A 17,957-nucleotide genomic window follows, 5' to 3' on the forward strand; every position below is an offset into this window, starting at 1 on the left:
GGTACCATCGGAGCCCAGGAGGCCGCAGACGTGAAGCACGACCTTGTTGACACCACCGAGATGTACCTGCGCACCATCCTCGAACTCGAGGAGGAGGGGGTGCCGCCGCTTCGTGCCCGCATCGCCGAGCGGCTGAAGCAGAGTGGTCCGACCGTCAGCCAGACCGTCGCCCGCATGGAGCGCGACGGCCTGCTCACCGTCGAGGGCGACCGGCACCTGACTCTCACGCCGCAGGGCCGCAACACCGCCGTGTCGGTGATGCGCAAGCACCGGCTGGCCGAGTTGCTGCTGGTGAACGTGATCGGGATGCCCTACGAGGAGGCCCACGAAGAGGCCTGCCGGTGGGAGCACGTGATGAGCGACGCGGTGGAGAAGCGGGTCTTCGACCTGCTCAACCGCCCGACCCGCTCGCCGTACGGCAACCCGATCCCTGGCCTGGCGGAGCTGGGCGACCCGGGCCAGACGCTTGCCGACGCCGTCGAGGGCGAGCGCAACCTGGCCTTCCCCGGCCTGTCCGGCCCGGTCGTGGTGCGGCGGATCTGCGAGAGCGTGCAGACCGACTCGGACGTGCTCCGGCAGTTGCACGCCGCCGGCGTCGACCCGGGCGCGACAGTGACTGTGGCGCAGGAACGCGACGCCGTCTCCATCGACCGCTCCGGCGACCGGGTACGCCTTCCCCGCGAGGTGGCGTCCCGGGTGTTCGTCGCGGCCCGCTGATCGCGTCCGGCAGCTCTGGCCTGCGGTCGGAGCTGCCTGCGTGACCTCCGGTCAGAGCTTGCCGGCGTGGCCCGCGGTCAGGGCTGCTTGGCGACCTTCGGTCAGAGCTGCTTGGCGACCTCCGGTCAGAGCTGCCTTGTGTCGATCACCTTGGCCAGCGTGACCAGCTTGCCGGCCGTCTTGTCCGCCTCCGCCTTCGCGGTGCCGGCCGGGGCGGTCCAGCGCAGGGTGGCGAGCCGCCCCTCGGTGGCCAGCCAGCCGACCTCGGCCGCCGGCCCGGACTTCGCGGTCTTGGGCAGCGTGCGCCGGTAGGCGGCCTTGCCCAGCTTGGTGATCTTCGCCGCGCCGCCCGGTTGCACGTCCAGGGCGAACGTGGCCGCATCGATCGACGTTTCGGTCACCGACAGCGTCAGCTCCGGCAGCACCGCCCCGGCCGCCCGGACCACGCACGTGTGGGTGTCGCCCCGCTCTGTGGCCGCCGCCACGTCGAACTTGCCGCCCGTGTGCTCGGCGATCACCGCGAAGTCGAGCAGCCGGCACGCCCCGCCCGAGGACGCCGCCGCGACCGGCACCGGCGGAGGTGGGGCCGGCGGCCCGGACCGGGTCGGCCCCTCGTCGGCGCAGCCGGCGGCGAGCAGGACGGCCGGAACGGCCAGCCAGATACGTGCACGCACGGGAGACCTCCGCGGTCGGCGGCGGGTCGACCCGCCGGAGTTCCGTCGGACACCGTACGGCGTGCCCCAGCGGGGACGGAAGCCCCCTAATCGGCCACGTACGGACAGTGCCGGCAGCCTCGCCCGCAGCACGTGCCACGCCGCGCCAGGAAGCCCGCGCTGAGCACGAACAGTCCGGTCTCCGGGTCCAGGTAGCCGGCCTCCCCGGCGGCCAGGGCGGCGGCGTGCGCGGCGAGGATGCGTTCCCGCCCCGGGTGGTCCGGCGACAGCCGCGACGGGTGCGGTTCGGTAAGGGGCCGTCCCGCCAGCTCGTCGCGCACCGCTGAAGTCTACGGACGCCCGGCCCGCCCTAGTTTCCGCCCGGGCCGCTCTCGGTCCCGAGGCGTTCCAGGTACGGCACGAACGCCTCGGGCCGCTCGAACAACGAACGGTGCCCGGCGCGCGGGATCACCAGATGGTCCTTGCGCGGCGCCTGGAGCTGCGCGTACCACTCGTCGAACAGGCGCAGCCGGCCCGGCACCTCCTGCGCGCCGTCCACGAAGTACGCCGGCACCGCGAGCTGCCGCACGTCACGCCGGAAGTCGATCTCCTGCAACCGGGGGTAGAGGACGTCCCAGCCGTCCAGGAAACCGAACAGGTGCACCTTCTCCAGTGGGCTGTATTCGGAGACGCCCAGGTTGCCGACGGTCCCGGTCTCGTCCTCGCTCGCGCCTTCCCGGTCGACCGGGAAGGCCCCTGCCTCGTTGGTCAGCAACGGCTCGTACGCCCAGACGTCGCGGTAGGGCGGCGGCCCCTGCGCGGTCATCCGGTCCGCGAGCGCCGTCCGGCCGGTGCGGCGGGCCCAGGCCACGGTGTCGGCGTACTGGCTGCGGTCGGCCTCGCGCAGGCTCACCACCTGCCCGACGCCCACGTACGCGGCGAACAGTTCCGGGTGCTGTCGCACGGCGAGCAGGCCGGCGATGGTGCCGCCGGAGTGCGCGACCAGGTGGATCCGATCCCGGCCCAGCCGTTCCCGCAGGTGCCGGGCCACCGCGACCAGGTCGTCCACCTCGTCGTCCAGGTGCCAGCCCGACGCGGCGCGGAACCCCGACCAGGAGCGTGGCCCGCCGGCACGGTCCCAGACGGCCACCACGAATCGGCGCTCCAACTCGGGCAGGTGGCGACGGACCGCGCCGATCTCCGAGCCGCCGGGCGGCCCGGGCACCACGAGCAGCACCGGAGCGCTGCGGTCCGTACCCCGGATCAGCAGGCCCAGCTCGCGCCCGGAGGAGTCGACGGTGTCGAAGCGGGCGATGCCGCCGGAGATCGGGTCGGTGCGGCCCGGCACGGCCGCGCCGACGGTGACGAGCGCAAGCAGCGCAGCCAGCAGGCCGACGCCGACCCGGCCCGCCCAGCGCGGCACCGGCCGGCGCTGCGGCACCGCGCCGAGGCGACGTGCCAGGCCGGCGCCGTAGGCGGCGCCGACCAGCAGCGGCAACAAGGTCAGCAGCCCGTGTACGCCCCGGCCGGCGAACAGCGCCACGACACCGAAGCCGGACAGGTGCGGACGGTCGACGGTGGGCCCGCGCAGCCGCAGCCGGACCAGCTCGACAGCCACCGCGAAGATCACCGGCGCGACGAGCATCAACCAGCGGGACCGGCCCAGCCACCCGGCGGCCAGCCCGACGGCGAGGCTCACCGCGACGGAGGCGAGTGCCGCACCCACCGTGCCGGGCCCGCGCGGGGTCCACCAGCCGGCGACAGCGCCCCAGAGCAGGGGCGGCGTCGACGCGAGGAGCATCCGGGTGCGCATGACGTCTCCCTCCGCCGAGATCGTCAACCCTAGCCAGGGCGGCCACTCTTCGCTGTCCCGTCCTCACGTGCGGTACGGATCGGTGTCAGCGGTGGTGAATGTTCAGCCGGCCGGACGCTGCGCGAGCAGGAACGCCTGGGACTGCCGCTCCCTGCCGACCGGCGCGCGGACCGTCGTCGCCGACACCGCGAACCCGGCCGCCGTGAGCTGTGCGACCAGCCGATCCGGGGACAGCCAGTAGACGTCGAAGGCGACGGAGTGGCCGTATGCCTGCTCCCGTCGGTCGAGCCGGTCGCCGGCCTTCACCGCGAGCAGCAGGTGACCGCCCGGAGCGAGCACCCGGTGGAAACCGGCGAACACCTCCGGCAGCAGTTCCGGTGGCAGGTGGATGACCGAGTACCAGGACACCAGCCCGGCCAGTGATCCGTCCGGTACGGCCAGCTCGGTCAGCGAGCCGACCTCGAAGCGCAGGTCCGGGTACGCGCGGCGGGCCACCGCCACCATGCCGGGCGACAGATCGACGCCGCTGATGTCGAGGCCGAGCCGGTGCAGGTGGGCGGTGACGCGACCGGTGCCGCAGCCCACCTCCAGCGCGGGCCGCCCCGGCCCGACCGTCTCGGCGAACGCGGCCAGCAGGGCCCGGTCCAGCGGCGGCTCCACCACGTCGGGCAGCAGCCGCGCATAGTCCTCGGCGACGGCGTCGTAGGCGGCACGCGTCTCGACCAGCCAGGCAGGTTCGGTCACGCCCGCCGACCCTAGTCACGCGTGTCCGCCGTCGCCCGGCCCGCCCAGCCTCCGTCGATCATGAAGTTGGCGGCCGTCGCTCCGGCGTGTCGCGCCGTCAAGTTCATGATCAACGGGACAAGGGCGGCGGTGGGTGGGTCAGCGGAACCAGGTGAGGGACTGGCCGTGGCCGGTCGTCCAGGCCACGGGACGGCCGTCCAGGGCCAGGATGTTGTGGAAGCCTTCGGCGGGCGGCTCGGGCAGGTCGGCGTGGGGCAGCACCGACGGGTCCTCGTTGGCTATCCAGTGGCCGGGCAGGGTCCGGACCAGCGCGGTGAACGCCTCCCGCCGTGGCGGCGGCACCTGGTACAGCACCGAACTGTGGAACACCACGAGCGTCGCCCCGGCCGGAGCTTGCGCCGCCAGCGCCGGCAGGTCGTCGACCAGGTCACCGCGTACCAGCAGCGGCGGATCGGCCGCCGCGATCGCAGCCGCCGGGCGCAGCCGCTCCCGGCGGTGCCGGTGCTCCGGCCAGATCAACGCCTCCAGCCAGGCCACGTCGGCCGGGTCGGTGACGTCGAGCGGGTTCACGTCGAGCCCGGCCCGCCACACCACCTCCGGACGCCGCACCGGCGGCTCGGTGCCGGTCAGGTCACAGTCGAGCACCGGCTCGCCGTCACCGACCCGCCGGTCGCCGTAGCGGTACGCGTACCGGTCGGGGTAGAGGCACAGCCCGGCGGACGCACCCACCTCCAGCAACGCCAGCGGCTGCGGCAACGCGGCGAGCACCGGCAGCAGCACCGCGCACCGCCCCGCCTCGTTCGTCTGCGTCGCCCACGTCCGCATCTGCGCCGAGACGTCCGGCCAGTGCGCGATCACGTACGCGCGGAACGCCGCCGGGTCGTCCACCGGCCCGCCGCGCAGCCGCACCACCCCGAACAGCAGGTTCGGCTGACGCTTGGCCGGCGGCAGCGTGTCGAGCAGGGCGAGCAGCTCCGCATCACCGGCGACCGCCCGCGACAACCGCTCGTACGCCGGAGACACGCCGCGCGTCTCACGCTCGGCGAAGACCCGATAGATGTCTGCCGTGCTCATCCCCCGAGCATTCCAGCTCGCGTACACGATGGGGTGTGACAGTGGGCACGCGCGAGCGCGGCAGGGAACTCCCTGCCGCGCTCGCGTCTTCGGTCGTGCGTCAGCTGCAGCCGCTGGTGGAGCCGCAGCCCTCGCAGACGTAGCAGCTACCGGCGGGCCGCATCTTCGTGCCGCAGGTGAAGCAGAGCGGCGCGTCGGCGGCCTTGCCGATCACGGCCTCCAGCAGTTCGGTGCTGGAACCCACCGACGGCGCGGGCTTGACGGCCGCGGCGTCGGCCATCTCCTGCGCCGGCTGCGCGACCGGGCCGGTCTTCGGCTCGGGCGCCTCGACCGGGGCGGAGGCGGCCATCGCGGTGAGGTCCGCACCGCTTGCCTCCGCCTCCGCCTCGGCCGCGAGCTGGGCGGCCCGCTCCTTGGCGGTGAAGATGCCCAGCTCGGCGCGGCGGTCGTACGGCAGGAAGTCCAGCGCCAGGCGACGGAAGATGTAGTCCATCACCGAGGCGGCCATGCGCACGTCCGGGTCGTCGGTCATGCCGGCCGGCTCGAAGCGCATGTTGGTGAACTTGCTGACGTACGTCTCCAGCGGGACGCCGTACTGGAGACCGATGGAGATGGCCACCGAGAAGGCGTCCATCACGCCGGCCAGGGTCGAGCCCTGCTTCGACATCTTGAGGAAGACCTCGCCGAGGCCGTCGTCCGGGTAGGACGAGGCGGTGAGGTAGCCCTCCGCGCCGCCGACCGAGAACGAGATGGTCTCCGACGGGCGCTTCTTCGGCAGCCGCTTGCGCACCGGGCGGTACTCGACGACCTTCTCCACGACCTTCTCGACCTCGGCGGCCGGGGCCTGCGTCTCGGCGGTGGCCTTGTTCGGCTTGGCGGCCGACAGCGGCTGGCCGACCTTGCAGTTGTCCCGGTAGATCGCCAGCGCCTTGAGGCCGAGCTTCCAGCCCTCGAAGTAGATCTTCTCGACGTCCTCGACGGTGGCCTGCTCGGGCATGTTGACCGTCTTGGAGATGGCGCCGGAGATGAACGGCTGGACGGCCGCCATCATCCGCACGTGACCCATCGGCGCGATCGAGCGCTCGCCCATGGCGCAGTCGAAGACCGGGTAGTGCTCCGGCTTCAGGCCCGGGGCGTCCACCACGTGACCGTGGTCGGCGATGTGCTCGACGATCGCCTCGACCTGCTCCTCGGGGTAGCCGAGGCTGCGCAGGGCACGCGGCACGGTCTGGTTGACGATCTGCATCGAGCCGCCGCCGACCAGCTTCTTGAACTTCACCAGTGCCAGGTCCGGCTCGACACCGGTGGTGTCGCAGTCCATCATCAGGCCGATGGTGCCGGTCGGGGCGAGCACGCTGGCCTGCGAGTTGCGCCAACCGAACTTGTCACCGAGCTTGTTGCCGAGCGTCCACTGCTTGGTGGCCTCGCGCTGCACGGCGGTGGCCACGGTGCCGGTCGCCTTGATCGCGTCGTTGGCTGCGGCGTGCTTGCGCATGACCCGCTTGTGCGGCTCGGCGTTGCGCGCGTAGCCGTCGTACGGGCCGACGATGCCGGCCAGCTCGGCGGAACGGCGGTAGGCGGTGCCGGTCATCAGCGAGGTGATCGCGGCGGACACCTCCCGGCCCTGCTCCGAGTCGTACGGCAGGCCGGAGGCCATCAGCAGCGCGCCCAGGTTGGCGTACCCGATGCCGAGCTGCCGGTAGGCGCGGGTGGTCTCACCGATCTTCTCGGTCGGGAAGTCGGCGAAGCAGATCGAGATGTCCATCGCGGTGATGACGAACTCGACCGACTTGACGAACTTCTCCACCTCGAAGCCGCCGTCGGCGCGGAGGAACTTCATCAGGTTCAGCGACGCCAGGTTGCACGAGGAGTTGTCCAGGTGCAGGTACTCCGAGCACGGGTTCGACGCGGTGATCCGCCCGGTCTCCGGGCAGGTGTGCCAGTCGTTGATGGTGTCGTCGTACTGCAGGCCCGGGTCGGCGCACTCCCACGCGGCCTGGGAGATGGTACGGAACAGCTTCTTCGCGTCGATCGTCTCGATGGTCTGCCCGTCGAGCCGGCCGCGCAGGTCGAAGCCGCCGCCGTTCTCCACGGCGGTCATGAACTCGTCCGAGACGCGGACCGAGTTGTTGGCGTTCTGGTACTGCACGCTGACGATGTCGGCGCCGCCCAGGTCCATGTCGAACCCGGCGTCGCGCAGCGCGCGGATCTTGTCCTCCTCGCGCGCCTTGGTCGCCACGAACTCCTCGATGTCCGGGTGGTCCACGTCGAGGATGACCATCTTGGCCGCACGCCGGGTGGCGCCACCGGACTTGATGGTGCCGGCGGAGGCGTCCGCGCCGCGCATGAAGCTGACCGGGCCGGAGGCGGTGCCGCCGGAGGAGAGCAGTTCCTTCGAGGAACGGATCCGGGACAGGTTGACCCCGGCGCCCGAGCCGCCCTGGAAGATCCGGCCCTCCTCCTTGTACCAGTCGAGGATGGAGTCCATCGAGTCGTCGACCGACAGGATGAAGCAGGCGCTGACCTGCTGCGGCGACGGCGTGCCGACGTTGAACCACACCGGCGAGTTGAAGCTGAACACCTGGTGCAGCAGCATCCAGGTCAGTTCGTGCGCGAACACCTCGGCGTCGGCCGGGGTGGCGAAGTAGCCGTACTCCTCACCGGCGGTGCGGTAGGTCTCGACCACCCGGTCGATCAGCTGCCGCAGCGACCACTCCCGCTCCGGGGTCCCCACCGCGCCCCGGAAGTACTTGGTGGTCACGATGTTCGCCGCGTTCACCGACCAGGACTCGGGGAACTCCACCCCGCGCTGCTCGAAGTTGATCGAGCCGTCCCGCCAGTTCGTCATGACGACGTCGCGGCGCTCCCAGGCGACCTCGTCGTAGGGATGCACCCCCTCGGTCGTCCAGACGCGCTCGATCTTCAGCCCCGCCCCGGCCTTGTTCCGTGACTTGCTGGTCGTCACGCCCTCGCCCCCCTCGTCGGCAACGGTCACCCACCGCGCCTCGTGTACCTGTCAGAAACCCGAAAATGTCAGCTGATCGCGCCGGCGGCGTCCGCCGCACCGGCACCGGCGCCCTCCCGGGCGCGCGCGGCGGCCCGCAGCGTCTCGATCTCGCGCTCGAAGTCGGCGAGCGAGTCGAAGGACCGGTAGACGCTGGCGAACCGCATGTAGGCCACCTCGTCGAGGTCACGCAACGGGCCGAGGATGGCCAGGCCCACCTCGTGGCTGGGGATCTCGGCCGCCCCCTTGGCCCGCACGGTCTCCTCGACCTTCTGTGCCAGCAACGCGATCGAGTCGTCGTCGACCGGGCGCCCCTGGCACGCCTTGCGCACCCCACCGATGATCTTCGTACGGCTGAACGGCTCGGTCACCCCGCTGCGCTTGACCACCGCGAGCACCGCCTCCTCGACGGTGGTGAACCGCTTGCCGCACTCCGGGCACGACCGTCGCCGCCGGATGAGCTGGCCGTCGTCGGCCTCCCGCGAGTCGACAACCCGGGAGTCGGCGTGCCGGCAGTACGGACACCGCATTCGCCCGACCTCCTCCGTCGATCGCGGGCACACCTACCGTCTCCGGGCACGCGTCGACACGGCGGGGCCATCGTCCGATGACCGTCGCCGAGTGCGCGCTGCGGGAGTGCGTTCGGTAGTTGAACCCAACCTGTAGGCAACTTACGCCCGTGTGACTACTACATCTAGGGGTCGACCGTATGCCGAACCCCAAGCGAGGTCAAGTTGGCGGGCGTGTCCGGCGCGTCATCAGGATCACGCCCGGCACGACGCCACCGAGGAGCCCAACGAACGGCCTCCCGTGCTAGCCACGGGCGGCCGGGATAGAACACCCGTTCGAGCGGCGTACTCTTCTATCAGAACACCAGTTCGGAAATCCAGGAATTCGGTGCGACACGCCGACAGCAGGTCGTACAGATGTTTGAAAATGGCCGATCTCACCTATACGGTCAGACCACACGCACCACGAGCCGACGAGGCACCCCAGCGCCGACCAGGGAGGGACGGACGTGACCGAGGACCGGGCCAGCCGGCAGAAGAACCCGCAGCCGAACGACGGGGCGGGTCCTCCGGCGACCCGTCGCCCCCGCACCGCCCGCAGCCGCACCGCCCCCGCGGCGGTGCGTCCGGTCACCCCGGTGGTGAGCAGCTTCCCCGACCCGGCGACTGTCGACCTGACCGCCCGGCAGCGACGGATCCTGGAGTTCATCCGCACCTGGGTCGAGCGCCACGGCTACCCGCCGAGCGTGCGCGAGATCGGCGAGGCGGTCGGGCTGGTGTCCCCGTCCAGCGTCGCCTACCAGCTCAAGGAACTGGAGAAGAAGGGCTTCCTGCGTCGCGACCCGAACCGTCCGCGCGCCGTCGACGTCCGCGCGCCGGGCGAGGCGGACGACGAGGCGGCCCGCGCGCAGCGGCCCGCCCCGGCGTACGTGCCGATGCTGGGCCGCATCGCCGCCGGTGGGCCGATCCTGGCCGAGCAGGCGGTGGAGGACATCTTCCCCCTCCCCCGCGAGCTGGTCGGCGAGGGCGAGGTCTTCATGCTCCAGGTCAAGGGCGACTCGATGCTCGACGCGGCGATCTGCGACGGCGACTGGGTGGTCGTCCGGCAGCAGCCGAACGCCGAGGTCGGCGACATCGTGGCCGCCATGCTCGACGGCGAGGCGACGGTGAAGACCTACCGGCGCCGCGACGGACACGTCTGGCTGATGCCGCAGAACCCGGCCTTCGACCCGATCCCCGGCGACGACGCCACCATCATGGGCCGTGTGGTGGCGGTGCTGCGCCGCATCTGAGCGACAGCGACGACGAAGGGGTGACCGGTGGCCGGTCACCCCTTCGTCGTGTCGTCTCAGTAGCGGTCGCCGCGGTACTCCCGGCCACCGCCGGACACCGGGCCGTACTGGCCCCGGCCGTCGTAGCCGTCGTCGCGGCGCCCGCCCCGCGGCTCCTGGCCGCGGCGCGGCGGCTCGGCCCGGCCGCCGTCCCCCCGCGGCCCGCCGCCGTTCGGCTGCCCCCGGTGTCCGGCCCCGCCCGGGCCACCGCCGTAGCCGCCACCTGGGCCGCCGCGGCCCTGGCCGCCGCCACCCGGGCCGCCACGACCGGGACCACCCTGGCCCGCACCGCCGCCCGGTCCGCCCTGACCTCCACCGCCGTAGACGCCGCCGCGCCCTCCGCCGCCGGCCGGGGCACCGCCGCCGCCGTAGACGCCGCCCGGCGGACGGGCTCCGCCCGGAGGACGGCCACCGCCCTGGCCGCGACCGCCGTCCTGGGGGCCGCCGCCGTACACGCCGCCGCCCGGCCGGCCACCACCGTAGACACCGCCGGACGCCGGGCGGTCGCCGTTGGCCGCGCCGCCGTACACGCCGGCCTGACCGCCGCCGTAGACCCCGCCGCGCGGGGCGGCCGGCCGCTCGGCCGACGGGAAGCCGTTGTTCACCGGGAACTCGCCGCTGCGCTCGGGCTCGTCGGCCGGCGCCCGGGGCGCCGGCTTGCGCCGCGCCCGCAGGATGCCGAACACACCCGCGCCGACCAGGAGCGCGCCGAGCACCCCGACGGCCGCGATCAGGTACGTGATCTCGTCGAGCGAGAGCCCTTCGAGCCACGACTTCTGGGCGGCCGGTTTGGTGTCGGCCTTGCCGCCGTTCGGCAGCGCCTCGGCACCGGTGGTCGACGGGGTGTAGGTGAGGATGTCGATCGGGTCCGACTCGTCGAGCGTGCCGCCGTCGGAGACGGTGACGAACAGCTTGCCGTCCGGCGTGTAGGAGATCGCCTCACCGAACGGGTCGGCGAGCGGCGTGACCCGGGGCTTGCCGGTGGTGATCGCCTTGACGATGTCGCCGCCGGCCACGTCGAACTCGAACGCGTCGGCGTACGTGCGCAGCACGACCTTGCTGCCGTCGGGCGAGCGGGCCGCGCCGGTGACGAGCGCCCGCCCGGGCGAGCCGAGCTTGTTCTCGGTGCTGGTCTTCGGCAGCGTGACCTCGCCGACCTTCTTCATCGGGATCGCCTCGGTGTCGCCGCTCGTCTTCAGCTTCACCGTCGGGGTGTAGATCTCCGACTTGCCGGAGAGCTCCTTCGTGATCACCAGCGGCATGTTGTCGTCGCCGACGAGCAGGGCCTCCGCGTCGTGCGGCTCCTTGCCCGGATAGCTGAGCCGGTGCAGCACCGGCTGCTTCGAGCCGCTCAGCGGCATCGTCCAGACCGCGACCCGCTCCCGGCGGGTCTTCTTCTCCACGTTGTCGCCGGTGTCGGCGATCCAGAGCGTCTTGCGGTCCGGGCTGAGCGCCAGGTCCTCGGTGTCGAGCGGCCCGTCACCGGAGTAACGAACCTCCCTGTCGACCTTGCACTTGGTGTCCAGATAGAAGACCCGCTTGCGGCTGGGGTCGTCCGAGCCGTCGTTGATCACGACGTACCCGTTGCTGGTGGCCACCAGGCCGGACAGCTCGCGGAGCCGGTCGTCCTCGACCGTGCACTTCTTCTTGGGAGCCGCGGCCAGCACGGGGGCCGCGGCGGGAGCCGCCGGGGCCGGCCCGGCCGGCGCCACGACCGCGCCGACCAGGCCGAGCGCGAGCGTGACCGAGGAGACAACGTGCCGCATGACGCTCAGTGTCGCACGGCACGGGTTTCCGGCGGGTGACGCCGGACGGCTCACCGCCCGGCGCCCACCCGCTCGTCGCTGGTCAGCCGCTCACCCGCCCGGTACGGCGCGAGCTCCGCGGCCAGCCCCTCGTTGACCCGCACGTGCACCAGCGTGCCCTCGGGCAGGTGCGCGGTGCTGAGCACCTCACCCTGCCGGTGCACCCGGGCGACCAGGTCACCCCGGTCGTACGGGAGCACCGCGCGCACCTCGACGGCCGGCCGGGGCAGCCGCCGCTCGACGGCCTCGCGCATCTCGTCGATCCCGCGCCCGCTGTGGGCGGAGACGAAGACCGCGTCCGGCCAGAGCCGCTTGAGCCGCAGCATCGTCTCCTCGTCGGTGGCGTCGGTCTTGTTCACCACCAGGAGTTCCGGCAGCCGGTCGGCGCCCACCTCGGCGAGCACCTCGCGTACCGCCCGGACCTGCTCCTCCGGATCAGGGTGCGTGCCGTCGACCACGTGCACGACCAGGTCGGCGTCGGCGACCTCCTCCAGCGTCGAGCGGAACGCCTCGACGATCTGGTGCGGCAGGTGCCGGACGAACCCGACCGTGTCGGACAGCGTGTAGAGCCGCCCGTCGGACGTGGTGGCCCGGCGGGTGGTCGGGTCCAGCGTGGCGAACAGCGCGTTCTCCACCAGCACACCCGCACCGGTCAGGCGGTTGAGCAGGCTGGACTTGCCGGCGTTGGTGTAGCCGGCGATGGCCACCGCGGGCACCGCGTTACGGGTACGCCGGGCGCGCTTGGTCTGGCGTACCGTCGCCATGCTCTTGATCTCGCGGCGCAGCCGCGCGATGCGGTGGCGGATGCGCCGCCGGTCGGTCTCCAGCTTGGTCTCACCGGGACCACGCAGACCCACGCCGCCGCCGGCGCCCCCGCCGCGGCCGCTACCACCGGTCTGCCGGGACAGGGTCTCGCCCCAGCCGCGCAGGCGCGGCAGCAGGTATTCGAGCTGGGCCAGCTCGACCTGCGCCTTGCCCTCCTTGCTCTTGGCGTGCTGGGCGAAGATGTCGAGGATCAGGGCCGTCCGGTCGACCACCTTGACCTTGGTGCGCTGCTCCAGGTTGCGCAGCTGCGACGGCGACAGCTCACCGTCGCAGATGATCGTGTCGGCGCCGGTCGACAGCACCACCGCGCCCAGGTCGTCGACCTTGCCCCGGCCGATGTACGTGGCCGGGTCGGGCCGGTGGCGACGCTGGATCAGCCCTTCGAGCACCTGCGAGCCGGCCGTCTCGGCCAGCGCCGCCAGCTCGGTGAGGCTGTTGTCGGCGTCGGTCTGAGTGCCCTCGGTCCAGACCCCCACCAGGACGACCCGCTCCAGCCGGAGCTGGCGGTATTCGACCTCGGTGATGTCGGTGAGTTCGGTGGAGAGGCCGGGGACCCGCCGCAGCGCCTGCCGCTCCGACAGCTCGTACTCGCCGGTGGTGGCGTCGAACTCGTCGTCGGTGTAGGGATGGAAGGTCTCCTGCTCGCGCAAACTGCGTCTCCTGTCCGTTATGTGCAACGCCGAGAATTTTCGGCGCGTGACAGCAATCCTGACATGTGACAACGCCGGGCGCACGTGTGTTATGCCCGCGACGCTACCCACTGGTAGCGGGGGCGGATGCCGGGCGACCTGGGCAGGCGAGTAGAAATGCCAGTCGAGCCGCTCAGCGCCGACGGAGGAGTTTCTCGTGGCCAACACACGACTGCCGAGTGCCGGATTCTCCATCACCATCCGGATCGCGGTACCCGCCGACGCCACCTCCATCGGCCGGCTCACCACCGCCGCCGGCGAGGCCGGGGCCATCGTCACCGCGCTGGACGTGGTCGACTCCGACCCCGCGCACGTGATCGTCGACCTCACCTGCGACACCGCCGACGCCGGCCACGCCGACCAGGTCGTCGACGCGCTCACCGCGCTCGACGGGGTGGACGTGCGCAAGGTCTCCGACCGCACCTTCCTGCTGCACCTCGGCGGCAAGATCGAGGTCACCCCGAAGGTCGCGCTGCGCACCCGCGACGAGCTGTCCCGCGCGTACACCCCGGGTGTGGCCCGGGTCTGCATGGCGATCGCGGAGAACCCGGCCGACGCGCGCCGGCTCACCATCAAGCGCAACACCGTCGCCGTGGTCAGCGACGGCACCGCGGTGCTCGGCCTGGGCAACCTCGGGCCGGCCGCGTCGCTGCCGGTGATGGAGGGCAAGGCGGCGCTGTTCAAGCGCTTCGGCGGGGTGGACGCCTGGCCGGTGGTGCTGGACACCCAGGACACCGACGAGATCGTGGCGATCGTCAAGGCGATCGCGCCGGCGTACGGCGGGATCAACCTGGAGGACATCGCCGCGCCGCGCTGCTTCGAGATCGAGGCCCGGCTGCGCGAGGCGCTGGACATCCCGGTCTTCCACGACGACCAGCACGGCACCGCGATCTGCGTGCTGGCCGCGCTGACGAACGCGCTGCGCGTCGTGGGCAAGCAGCTCGCGGACGTCCGGGTCGTGGTCTCCGGCGCCGGCGCGGCCGGCACCGCGATCATGAAGCTGCTGCTGCGTCAGGGCGTGGGCGACATCATCGCGTACGACCGCCAGGGCGCCCTGCACCGCGGCCTGCCGGACCTCAACCCGGCGTGGCAGTGGCTGGCCGAGAACACCAACAAGGAGAACTACTCCGGTGACCTGGCCGGGGCGGTACGCGGCGCGGACGTGTTCATCGGCGTGAGCGCGCCGAACCTGCTCACCGGCGAGGACGTCGCCCAGATGGCGAAGGACTCGATCGTCTTCGCGCTGGCGAACCCCGACCCGGAGGTGGACCCGCGGGAGGCGCGCAAGTACGCCGCGGTGGTCGCCACCGGCCGCTCGGACCAGCCGAACCAGATCAACAACGTGCTCGCCTTCCCCGGCGTGTTCCGCGGCATGCTCGACGCGCACGCCGAGGAGTTCACCGAGGAGATGGCGCTCGCCGCCGCGCGGGCCATCGCGGACGTGGTCGGTGAAGACAAGATCAACCCGACGGTGATCGTGCCGAGCGTCTTCGACTCCCGGGTCGCCCCGGCGGTGGCCGCCGCGGTGCGGGCCGCCGCCCAGAACCCGGCCGCCACGCCGGCCCCGGCGGCCGACCCGGGCCCGGCCGACCTTCCCGAGATCGCCGCCAACGCCAGCGCCACCCCCTGACCCAGGCACGCCCCAGCCCCTCGCGGCGCCTCTGCACAGGCCAGCGCCCTCTCATGGGCACCTTCCTGCTGGGGGGCACCGCCTCACAGGGCACCGCCTCGCGGGGGGCGCTCCGCGGGGCAACACCTCCCACCGGGGCGGCGCACGCGCGTGCGCACCCGCACCCGCATAGTCAGGCGTCCCCGGCGCGTCCACACGAGATCTTGGAAGGAAACGGCCCTCAGAGGGGCCCGAATCTTCCAAGATCTCCGACAGCGGCTCGCCTTGACGGGACAAGTCAGGCAGAAGGACCCATCGCCGCCGCTTGATCGACTCCACTTCCCCGAAGTGGTGGCATCAGCACCCTTGATCAACACCACTTCGCCGGGGTGGTGGCATCAGAGGCCCCACGACACCACCACTTCCCCGAACTGGTGTTGATCATGCGGGCGGCAGCACGGCAGCGCACCGAGCACGGGACGGCCGGCCCGCGAAACACCACTCAGCCCGGGTGTTGACCAAGGAGTTCGCGTCACCAGAGCCTGGAAATCCGCCACAAACTCCTTGATCAACCGGCAGAGGCACCGAAGGCGGGAACGGTCAGGGAGTCAGGGCGGACGGGGTCAGGGTGCCGGTCGCCACCAGGACCGCCGGGCCGGAGAGCCAGCACGAATCGGCCGTCACGGTGACCGTCAGCCGCCCGCCGGGCACGTCGACTGTCATTGTGCCGGTGTCCAGGCCGGCGTCGCGCAACGCCACCGCCGCCACCGCGCACGCGCCGGTGCCGCAGGAGAGCGTCTCGGCGGAGCCGCGCTCGTAGACCCGCATCAGCACGTGCCCGTCGGTGCCGTCGACCGGCTCGCCCGGCGTGGTGAACTCGACGTTCACCCCGGACGGGAACGCCGAGGCGTCGACCTCGGGCGCGCGGGTGAGGTCCAGGCCGGTGAGTTCCAGCGCGGCGGGCAGCGCGCAGACCAGGTGCGGGTTGCCGACGTCCACGGCGGTGCCGGCCAGCGTCAGCCCGCCGAGCGCGGCGGTCGCCGTGTCGTACAGCCGGGGGCGGCGCATCTCGACCGCCACGTCCGTGCCCTCGACGCGGGCCCGCACCAGGCCGGCGCGGGTCGCGATCGGCAGCGTCCCGCCCGACGGGGCGGCCAGCGAACGGTCCAGCAGGTAGCGGACGAACACGCGGGCCCCGTTGCCGCACATCTCGGCGAACGAGCCGTCGGAGTTCCAGTAGTCCATGAACCACTCGGCCTCGCCCGCCAGCGCGACGCCCTCGGGGTGCTTGGCGGCCCGTACGACGCGCAGCACGCCGTCGCCGCCGAGGCCGCGCCGCCTGTCGCAGAGCGCGGCGACCAGGCCGGGTGTCAGGTCGAGGGCGCCGTCCGGGTCGGGCAGGATGACGAAGTCGTTGCCGGTGCCGTGACCCTTGGTGAACTCCACGCCCCCATCATCGCCGATGCTCGGCGACCACCCGCAGGGCAGTGTCGAGAAACGCGGGCGAGGCCGAGTCCAGCCAGTGGATGCGCGGGTCACGCCGGAACCAGGAACGCTGCCGCCGCACGAACCGGCGGGTGGCGCGGGTCGTCTCCTCGTGCGCTTCGGCCTCGGTCATCTCGCCGGCCAGGAACCGCAGCACCTGCTGGTAGCCGAGCGCCCGGCTGGCGGTCCGCCCCTCGGGCAGCCCTTCGCCGACCAGCGCCCGCACCTCGTCGACCAGTCCGTCGGCCCACATCCGGTCCACCCGCAGCGCGATCCGCTCGTCCAGGAGCGGGGTGTCCAGGTCGACGCCGAGCTGCACGGACGGGTAGTACGGCGTGGGTGACGGCAGCGACGCGGTGAACGGCGCGCCGGTCAGCTCGATCACCTCCAGCGCCCGCACGATCCGCCGCCCGTTGGTGGGCAGGATGCTCGCCGCCGCGCCCGGGTCGGCCTCGGTCAGCCGCGCGTGCAGCGGCAGGGGGCCGACCGCCGCGAGTTCCGCCTCCAGCCGCTCCCGCAGCGCCGGGTCGGTGCCGGGGAACTCGAACCGTTCCAGCACCGCCCGCACGTACAGCCCGGAGCCGCCGACCAGCAGCGGCACCCGGCCCCGGGCCAGGATGTCGTCGACCGCCGCGCGGGCCAGCGTCTGGTATTCCGCGACGCTGGCCGGCTCGGTGACCGGCCAGATGTCCAGCAGGTGGTGCGGCACGCCCTCACGCTCGGCCGGCGTCAGCTTGGCGGTGCCGATGTCCATGCCCCGGTAGAGCTGCATCGAGTCGGCGTTGACCACCTCGCCGTCGAGCGCGTGCGCCAGCGCGATGCTCAGCGCCGACTTCCCGGCCGCGGTCGGCCCGACCACCGCAACGACTGTCACGACCGCTCCCAGTTCGCCACGAAGTAGGCAACGCCGTAGGGGGCGCGGTGGTAGCTCAGCTCGCCGCGCCAGTCGCCGCCCGCCGCGCCGACCGCGCCGGCCAGCACCTGCCACGGCGCCCGCCCAGCGACCCGCAGCTCGGCGGACAGCACCGGGTCCAGGCCGCGCAGGGCGTCGGCGTCCGCGCCGGCCAGCGCCGCGGCGACCCCCTCGTCGTACGCCTCGGCGCGCGGGTCGTCGTACCCCGGCGCCTTGACGCCCCGGCAGGCGGACCCGTCGCCGAGCACGAGCAGCGCGACCCGCGGATCGTCGTCGAGGATCAGGCTCGCGCCGAACGCCGCGCACTCGGCCGGTGTGGCGTCGTGCGCCACGGAGCGGGCCAGCCGGGGCAGCTCGGTGCCGGAGCGGTTCAGCAGCCAGGCGCCGATCGTCAGGCTCAGCGGCAGGACCTCACCACCGGAGCAGGAGGTCTTCCACAGCCGCACCGGCCGGTCGAGCCCGAAGCGCCGCAGCGAGCCCCAGTCGGCGGCGTTGAACCGGACCGTCTCCGGCCCGCCGCCGACGAGCAGGATCGCCTCCGGCTCGGCGGCGAGCAGCCGGGCGACGGCGGCGTCGGTGGCGGCGCGCAGGTCGTCCAGTTCGGGCGCGGCGGCGCCGGCCAGCTCGGGCACGATCAACGGCGGGTGGGGGCAGACGGCGGCGGCGACCAGGGGCACGCCCCCAAACCTATCGGGGCCCCCCGGTGCGTCCCCGCGCCGATCCGGTCATCGGGGGCGTACAACACCGTATGGTCACGGTCGGCGACAGGCGCTCGACACGGACGGG

At 72.7% G+C, this 17,957-nt stretch carries 15 protein-coding genes; 3 read left to right on the forward strand and 12 right to left on the reverse strand.

Annotation, left to right across the window (positions count from 1 at the left end; translation table 11 throughout):
* Nucleotides 1-30 precede the first annotated feature (30 nt).
* Nucleotides 31-717, forward strand: a complete 687-nt coding sequence (locus ACN27C_RS31875) for a metal-dependent transcriptional regulator (protein WP_030274585.1) — start codon at nt 31-33, stop codon at nt 715-717.
* A gap of 125 nt (nt 718-842) precedes the next feature.
* Here ACN27C_RS31875 and ACN27C_RS31880 read toward each other — a convergent pair whose 3' ends face one another.
* The 7 genes from ACN27C_RS31880 to nrdR all read right to left on the reverse strand — a co-directional run bounded on the left by ACN27C_RS31880 (nt 843) and on the right by nrdR (nt 8,535).
* On the reverse strand, nt 843-1,391 hold the full coding sequence (locus tag ACN27C_RS31880; RefSeq protein ID WP_422750024.1) for a hypothetical protein: 549 nt from the start codon (nt 1,389-1,391) through the stop codon (nt 843-845).
* Nucleotides 1,392-1,477: 86 nt separating this feature from the next.
* Nucleotides 1,478-1,711 carry a DUF5522 domain-containing protein gene (locus tag ACN27C_RS31885; protein WP_071096262.1) on the reverse strand — a complete coding sequence of 78 codons (234 nt, stop codon included), beginning with the start codon at nt 1,709-1,711 and terminating at the stop codon, nt 1,478-1,480.
* 29 nt (nt 1,712-1,740) lie between these two features.
* Entirely contained in the window at nt 1,741-3,183 is a 1,443-nt protein-coding gene (locus ACN27C_RS31890; protein ID WP_422750027.1) for an alpha/beta fold hydrolase, read from the reverse strand.
* Between the two features lie 102 nt (nt 3,184-3,285).
* Nucleotides 3,286-3,927: a class I SAM-dependent DNA methyltransferase gene (locus tag ACN27C_RS31895; RefSeq protein WP_422750029.1), complete on the reverse strand. Its 642-nt coding sequence runs from the start codon at nt 3,925-3,927 to the stop codon at nt 3,286-3,288.
* Nucleotides 3,928-4,065: 138 nt separating this feature from the next.
* A complete protein-coding gene (locus tag ACN27C_RS31900; protein ID WP_422750031.1) occupies nt 4,066-5,001 on the reverse strand; it encodes a DUF2332 domain-containing protein in 936 nt (311 codons plus the stop codon).
* 100 nt (nt 5,002-5,101) lie between these two features.
* The gene (locus tag ACN27C_RS31905) at nt 5,102-7,996 is read right to left on the reverse strand and encodes a vitamin B12-dependent ribonucleotide reductase (protein ID WP_422750033.1); all 2,895 of its coding nucleotides are present in this window, start codon (nt 7,994-7,996) and stop codon (nt 5,102-5,104) included.
* Between the two features lie 38 nt (nt 7,997-8,034).
* Nucleotides 8,035-8,535: a transcriptional regulator NrdR gene (gene nrdR, locus ACN27C_RS31910; protein WP_013284751.1), complete on the reverse strand. Its 501-nt coding sequence runs from the start codon at nt 8,533-8,535 to the stop codon at nt 8,035-8,037.
* 488 nt (nt 8,536-9,023) lie between these two features.
* On the opposite strand from nrdR, the gene lexA reads away from it, so the two are divergent.
* Nucleotides 9,024-9,806, forward strand: a complete 783-nt coding sequence (lexA, locus tag ACN27C_RS31915) for a transcriptional repressor LexA (RefSeq protein ID WP_128137231.1) — start codon at nt 9,024-9,026, stop codon at nt 9,804-9,806.
* A 56-nt stretch (nt 9,807-9,862) separates the two neighbouring features.
* On the opposite strand, the gene ACN27C_RS31920 is transcribed toward lexA, so the two are convergent.
* Both ACN27C_RS31920 and hflX read right to left on the reverse strand, forming a co-directional pair.
* The gene (locus tag ACN27C_RS31920) at nt 9,863-11,611 is read right to left on the reverse strand and encodes a hypothetical protein (RefSeq protein ID WP_422750036.1); all 1,749 of its coding nucleotides are present in this window, start codon (nt 11,609-11,611) and stop codon (nt 9,863-9,865) included.
* 50 nt (nt 11,612-11,661) lie between these two features.
* Nucleotides 11,662-13,125: a GTPase HflX gene (hflX, locus tag ACN27C_RS31925; protein WP_422750038.1), complete on the reverse strand. Its 1,464-nt coding sequence runs from the start codon at nt 13,123-13,125 to the stop codon at nt 11,662-11,664.
* A gap of 196 nt (nt 13,126-13,321) precedes the next feature.
* On the opposite strand from hflX, the gene ACN27C_RS31930 reads away from it, so the two are divergent.
* Nucleotides 13,322-14,794, forward strand: coding sequence for an NAD-dependent malic enzyme (locus ACN27C_RS31930; RefSeq protein ID WP_187691138.1), 1,473 nt, complete (start codon nt 13,322-13,324; stop codon nt 14,792-14,794).
* 579 nt (nt 14,795-15,373) lie between these two features.
* Here ACN27C_RS31930 and dapF read toward each other — a convergent pair.
* Genes dapF through ACN27C_RS31945 form a run of 3 tightly spaced genes read right to left on the reverse strand, consistent with a single transcriptional unit; the run spans nt 15,374 to nt 17,848 of the window.
* On the reverse strand, nt 15,374-16,219 hold the full coding sequence (gene dapF, locus ACN27C_RS31935) for a diaminopimelate epimerase (RefSeq protein WP_422750040.1): 846 nt from the start codon (nt 16,217-16,219) through the stop codon (nt 15,374-15,376).
* 7 nt (nt 16,220-16,226) lie between these two features.
* Nucleotides 16,227-17,246, reverse strand: coding sequence for a tRNA (adenosine(37)-N6)-dimethylallyltransferase MiaA (miaA, locus tag ACN27C_RS31940; protein WP_422750042.1), 1,020 nt, complete (start codon nt 17,244-17,246; stop codon nt 16,227-16,229).
* Entirely contained in the window at nt 17,129-17,848 is a 720-nt protein-coding gene (locus ACN27C_RS31945; protein WP_145822809.1) for a hypothetical protein, read from the reverse strand. The genes miaA and ACN27C_RS31945 overlap by 118 nt, the downstream gene beginning before the upstream one ends.
* Between the last annotated feature and the right edge of the window lie 109 nt (nt 17,849-17,957).

Source organism: Micromonospora sp. WMMD1219, assembly GCF_049315215.1.
GTDB lineage: Bacteria > Actinomycetota > Actinomycetes > Mycobacteriales > Micromonosporaceae > Micromonospora > Micromonospora tulbaghiae.